The following is a 5,486-nucleotide window of genomic DNA, read 5'->3' as shown; positions in this document are numbered from 1 at the left end:
GGCCGGTGCCCGGCTCGCGCGTCCGGCGTCGGAGCAGGACCCCGACGGGGCGGTGACGGTCGGCGGCGCCGGCCCGCTGCAGCCGGCCGACGGTGCGGACGCGGCGCTGGCCGAGGCCCGTCGCTCGGCGGAGGCGCTGGTCGCGCTGGACCGGGAGGGGGAGTGCGCGTCGGCGTCGGATCTCGGGTTCGCCGGGCTGCTGCTCGGCGAGCGCCCGGACGTCGCCGGGTACGTGCGCGGCATCCTCGGGCCCGTCGCCGAGCACGACGCGCGCCGCGGCAGCGAGCTGCTGCGCACCCTGGAGGCCTACTACGCCGCGGGCGCCAGCCCGACCCGGGCCGCGGCGGCGCTGCACGTGCACGTGAACACCGTGGCCCAGCGGCTCGACCGGGTCGCGTCGCTGCTGGGGCCGCGCTGGCAGGACCCGGACCACGGGCTGGAGCTGCAGCTCGCGTTGCGGCTGCACCGTCTGGGCACACCGCGACCGGAGGGGACACCGTGACCGACCGCAGCACCGACCCGACCACCGACCTCGGCACCGACCTCGCGGCCGTCGCGGCGGGGCTCGACGCCGAGGACCCGCTCGCCGGGTACCGCGACCGGTTCCTGCCCGCCGACGGCGTCGTCGCCTACCTCGACGGGAACTCCCTCGGCCGCCCGCTGCAGGCGACGGCCGAGCGGATGGAGCGGTTCGTGCGCGCGGACTGGGGCACCCGGCTGATCCGCGGCTGGGACGAGGGCTGGGTCGACCGGCCGCGCAGCCTGGGGGACCGGATCGGGGCGGCCGCGCTCGGTGCCGCGCCGGGGCAGGTCGTCGTCGCCGACTCCACGACCGTGCTGCTCTACAAGCTGGCCCGGGCCGCCGTCGACCACCAGGCGGCGGCGGGGCGCCGCGAGATCGTCGTCGACACCGACAACTTCCCGACCGACCGCTACGTGCTCGAGGGCATCGCCGCCGAGCGCGGCGCGGTCCTGCGGTGGATCACCTCCGACCCGGCCTCGGGCGTGACGCCCGAGCAGGTCGCGGCCGCCGTCGGGCCGGACACGGCGCTGGTGCTGCTGTCCCACGTCGCCTACCGCTCCGGGTTCCTCGCCGACGCGCCCGCGATCACCCGGACCGCCCACGACGCCGGCGCCCTGGTGCTCTGGGACCTGTCGCACTCGGTCGGGTCGGTCCCGGTCCGGCTCGACGCGTGGGGCGCCGATCTCGCCGTCGGCTGCGGCTACAAGTACCTGAACGGCGGCCCGGGCGCCCCGGCGTTCGGCTACCTCGCCGCCCGGCACACCACGACGCTGCGCCAGCCGATCACGGGCTGGTTCGGCCACCGCGCGCCGTTCGCGATGGGACCCGGCCACGAGCCGGCGCCCGACGTGCGCGCCCTGCTGTCCGGCACCCCGCCGGTGCTGGCGTCGGTGCCGCTGGAGTGCGGGGTGGAGCTGCTGGAGCAGGCCGGGATCGACGCCGTCCGCGCCAAGTCGGTGCGGCTCACCGGGTTCGCCCTCGACCTCGCCGACACCCTGCTCGCCCCGCACGGCGTCACCGTGGCCTCACCGCGCGACCCGGACCGCCGCGGCGGGCACGTCACGCTGCGCCGCGAGGACCTCGCCCAGGTCAACGCCCGGCTGTGGGAGCGGGGGGTCATCCCGGACTTCCGGGCCCCGGACGGCATCCGGATCGGGCTCGCGCCGCTGTCGACCTCGTTCGCCGAGGTCCTGGCCGGGATGACCGCGTTCGCCGAGGAGGTCGCCCGATGAGCGACGGCCGCACGAACACCCGGCCGCCGAACCTCACCTACTTCCCCGAGCTCTGTGCCGTGCGGCCGATGATGTAGCGGGCCCTCACGGACCTGCGCGCGCCGCCGCGCCGACAGCCCCGACCGGTACTGCCGCGGGATCGCGTGTCCCCGGAAGTCCTGCCGGGACCCTCCGCGGGGTACGGGGGCGGCGGCTCCGGCGGGGGTGCCGGCTCAGTCGGTCGGGGCGTCGACCCCGGTCCCGGCGTCGTCCGGCTCCCCGGCGCCCTCGACCGGTCCCGGCTCGGCCGCGCCCTCCGACGTGGTGTCCGCGGACTCCTCGCGACCGGCCTCGGTGTCCCCGGCGTCGATCCGCCGGCCGAGCACCCGTTCCTCGAGCTCGTCGAGTGCGCGTTCCGGGTCGATCGGGGGGCTCTCGCGTCCGGTGTCGTTCTGGTCGTCGCTCACCCGATGGGGATACCCGGACGCCGCGAGGCCCATACCGGGTGCGGAGGCCTCAGAGCCCGACGGTCGGCTGGTCCAGGCGGACCCGGGCCAGGCGCTCCACGAGCTCGGGCAGCGCGCCCACCGGGCTGCCCCGCAGGTCGTCGCAGGCCTGCGCGACGGCGGCGACCACGGCGTCCCGGCTGATGGCCGGGCCGAGCTCGTCGACCAGCCGGGTGACGGCGTCGGTGGCCCGGGCGAGCTCCGGCGTCACCGCAGGCCACCGGCGGACCGGCGGCAGGTGTGCGTCCGACGACGACACGAACGGACTCCGGAGCGGATACCCATCTGCGTGTCGGTCATGACGATCCTTCCGTCGATCTTCACCCGGCCGAGGGGTAGGTACCCCGGGAGTGGCGCCTCAATCGCGTCGGGACGGGTGAACCCACGACCACGGAGCGCGATCGTGACACCCTGTTCCCGTTCTGGGGTGGGCCGCACGAGGCACTGTCCGGCATGTTCGGCGACCCGCGGAGACTGCCCAGACCGCTCGCCGAGATCGGAGCGACCCTGCCCTGCGGTGCGACGTCGGAGCTGCTCGGGACGGCGTGGCGCGGGGTCCCGCCGGACACCGGCGCCGTCGTCGGGCTGGTCGTCGCGGTGCTGGTCGGTGTGCTGGTCGGGGTGGTGGGCGCGGTCCGGTTGTTCCGCTGGGACCGCTGACCAGCTGCGCGTTCGGTCCGCGGGACCGAACGGGGCGCCGATCTTCGGTCCCGACGACCGAGGAATCGTGCGCCGATCTCCCTACCGTCTGCTCCATCGTTCCGTCAGAGCCGACGCGAGGAGGAAATCCGATGCGGACCTATGCACTGTCCGAACCGGTGAACGGTCACCACACCTGGCACGACGGCAAGCGCTACGCCTGGCTGCTGGGCCTGCTGGTCCCGGTCCTGCCGTTCCTCGCGATCGGTCTGCACCTGGCCACCGGCTGGTCGGTGGCGTTGTGGCTGGGTCCGATCGTCGTGCTCGGCATCGTTCCGACGATCGACCTGTTCGCGGGCAAGGACCCGACGAATCCGCCGGACGAGGTGATGGAGGAACTGGAGGAGGACCGCTACTACCGCTGGGTCACCTACGCCTACCTCCCGCTGCAGTACGCGGGCCTGTTCGCCGGGATGCTCTACATCGCCACCGCCGGGGCGCCGGTCGTCGGCAACATCGGTCTCGCGGTCACGCTCGGCACCGTCGCCGGCGTCGCCATCAACACCGCCCACGAGCTGGGCCACAAGCGCGAGGACGTGGAGCGCTGGGCCGCCAAGATCGCGCTCGCCCCGGCGTTCTACGGCCACTTCTACGTCGAGCACAACCGCGGCCACCACGTGCGCGTCTCCACCCCGGACGACCCGGCCTCGGCCCGGATGGGCGAGAGCTTCTACCGGTTCTGGCCGCGTACCGTGTTCGGCTCGCTGACCAGCGCCTGGCGCCTGGAGCGCAAGCGCTACGCCCGCCGCGACCGGCACCCGTTCCGGATCGGCAACGACGTCCTCAACGCCTGGCTGATGTCGGTGGTGCTGTGGGGCGCGATCATCGCGTCGTTCGGCTGGGGCGTGCTGCCCTACCTGCTGATCCAGGCCGTCTTCGGGTTCACCCTGCTCGAGCTGGTGAACTACATGGAGCACTACGGGATGCTGCGCCAGAAGGTCGGCCCGCCGGACCGCCGCCGCTACGAGCGCGTGCTGCCCGAGCACTCCTGGAACTCCAACAACATCGCCACCAACGTGCTGCTCTACCACCTGCAGCGACACTCCGACCACCACGCGAACCCGGTCCGCCGGTTCCAGACGCTGCGCGACTTCCCGGAGGCCCCGGTCCTGCCGACCGGCTACACCGGGATGATGCTGGCCGCGACCGTCCCGCCGGTGTTCCGCCGGCTGATGGACCCGCTGGTGGTGGCGCACTACGACGGCGACCTGCGCTACGCCAACCTGCAGCCCGGCAAGCGTGACACGCTGCTCGCCGCCTACCCGCCGCCCGCCGACCCGGCCCCGGCCGCCGACACCGCCGCCGACGTCACCCGCCGCGCGCAGAGCGACGCCGTCACCGCGGCCCGCTGCCCCGGCTGCGGGTACACCTACGAGGTCGCCGCGGGCAACGAGGCCGAGGGCTTCCCGGCGGGAACCCCGTGGTCGCAGGTCCCCGACGACTGGTGCTGCCCGGACTGCGGGGTCCGCGAAAAGGTCGACTTCGTCGCGCTGACCACCGAGGAGGTCTGATGCGCATCGTCGCCGACCTCGACGCCTGCCAGGGCATCGGGATGTGCGAGGCCATGGCCGACGGCTGGTTCGAGGTGGGGGAGGACGACGTGGTCGTCGTCCGCGACGAGCACCCGCCCGAGTCCGAGCGGGCCCACGTCGACGCCGCCGTCCGCGCCTGCCCCGCCCGCGCACTGGCCCTGGAGAACTGAGCGCCGGGTCGCGACGCCCGCCCGGCCCCGGATCCCCGGAGCCGGACGGGCGTCGCGCTACGGTCGGTCCCGTGTCGACGGTGACCGCCCTGCTCGCCCGCCTCGCCACCGAGGTCCACGGCGACGTCGAGGCGCTCGGTGCGCGGGTGCTCGTCGAGATCGATGCCGGGCTGCCCGAGCTCGGCCGCGACCCCCGCGTGCGCGAGCTGCTGGTCGCCACCGTGCAGGGCTCGCTGGAAGGAGCGCTGGTCGTGCTGACCGGCCGGGCCCAGGACGACGTGCCGCTCCCCCCGGTCGCCGGGGAGCTCGCCCGCCGACTCGCCCAGCAGGGGGTCCCGGTCACGGTCGTCCTGCGGGCCTACCGGCTGGGCCAGTCGGTGTTCCAGCAGGAGCTCATCGGCCGCATCGCCGGGTCCGGGTTGGGGACGACCGAGGTCGGGGAGGCCGTCCGTGCGCTCACCGCGGTCACCTTCGGCTACGTCGACCGGGTCTCGGAGGAGATGGTCGCGGTCCACCAGGCCGAACGCGACGGCTGGGTCCGCCGCCGCGACGCGGCCCGGCTCGCGATGGTCGACGCGGTGCTCGCCGGGCGCGGCGGCACCGTCACCGAGGTCGAGGCGGCGCTCGGGCACCCGGTCGCGGGGGAGCACCTGGCCGCGGTGCTCTGGGTCGACCAGGACGCCCCCGATCCCGGCCGGGCCCTGGAACGTGCCGTCGGCGACGTCGGCGCCGCCCTCGGCTGCACCCGCGCCCCGCTCGTCGTCGCCCCGGACGCGGTCACCTCCTGGGCCTGGTACCCGGGCACGGGCGGGCCGGTGACCCTGCCGCCCGGACCGGTGTCGGTC

At 75.1% G+C, this 5,486-nt stretch carries 7 protein-coding genes and 1 pseudogene; 6 read left to right on the top strand and 2 right to left on the bottom strand.

From position 1 onward, the window contains the following. Both NH602_RS27560 and NH602_RS27555 read left to right on the top strand, forming a co-directional pair. A partial coding sequence (locus NH602_RS27560; RefSeq protein ID WP_253069317.1) for a CdaR family transcriptional regulator occupies positions 1–502 on the top strand: 502 nt, incomplete at its 5' end. Continuing rightward, entirely contained in the window at positions 499–1,755 is a 1,257-nt protein-coding gene (locus NH602_RS27555; protein WP_179762282.1) for an aminotransferase class V-fold PLP-dependent enzyme, read from the top strand. The genes NH602_RS27560 and NH602_RS27555, both read left to right, overlap by 4 nt. 212 nt (positions 1,756–1,967) lie before the next feature. On the opposite strand, the gene NH602_RS27550 is transcribed toward NH602_RS27555, so the two are convergent. Further along, entirely contained in the window at positions 1,968–2,201 is a 234-nt protein-coding gene (locus NH602_RS27550; protein WP_253069316.1) for a hypothetical protein, read from the bottom strand. A 49-nt stretch (positions 2,202–2,250) separates the two neighbouring features. Then, positions 2,251–2,451 carry a three-helix bundle dimerization domain-containing protein gene (locus NH602_RS27545; protein WP_179762283.1) on the bottom strand — a complete coding sequence of 67 codons (201 nt, stop codon included), beginning with the start codon at positions 2,449–2,451 and terminating at the stop codon, positions 2,251–2,253. A gap of 242 nt (positions 2,452–2,693) precedes the next feature. Between NH602_RS27545 and NH602_RS27540 the strand changes: the two genes are divergently transcribed. The 4 genes and pseudogenes from NH602_RS27540 to NH602_RS27525 all read left to right on the top strand — a co-directional run. Beyond that, positions 2,694–2,900: a hypothetical protein gene (locus NH602_RS27540; protein WP_253069315.1), complete on the top strand. Its 207-nt coding sequence runs from the start codon at positions 2,694–2,696 to the stop codon at positions 2,898–2,900. 131 nt (positions 2,901–3,031) lie between these two features. After that, entirely contained in the window at positions 3,032–4,450 is a 1,419-nt protein-coding gene (locus NH602_RS27535; protein ID WP_253069314.1) for a fatty acid desaturase, read from the top strand. Continuing rightward, complete coding sequence (locus tag NH602_RS27530; protein WP_062396337.1) at positions 4,450–4,641, top strand: ferredoxin; 192 nt, start codon at positions 4,450–4,452, stop codon at positions 4,639–4,641. The genes NH602_RS27535 and NH602_RS27530 overlap by 1 nt, the downstream gene beginning before the upstream one ends. Positions 4,642–4,712: 71 nt before the next feature. After that, a pseudogene (locus NH602_RS27525) lies at positions 4,713–5,486 on the top strand (hypothetical protein); the annotation flags it as partial.

The sequence above is a fragment of the Pseudonocardia sp. McavD-2-B genome (assembly GCF_024124365.1).
Taxonomy (GTDB): Bacteria; Actinomycetota; Actinomycetes; order Mycobacteriales; family Pseudonocardiaceae; genus Pseudonocardia; species Pseudonocardia alni.
The sequence above is the reverse complement of the archived record's forward strand: the minus strand, read 5'-3'. Positions and strand labels throughout refer to the sequence as shown.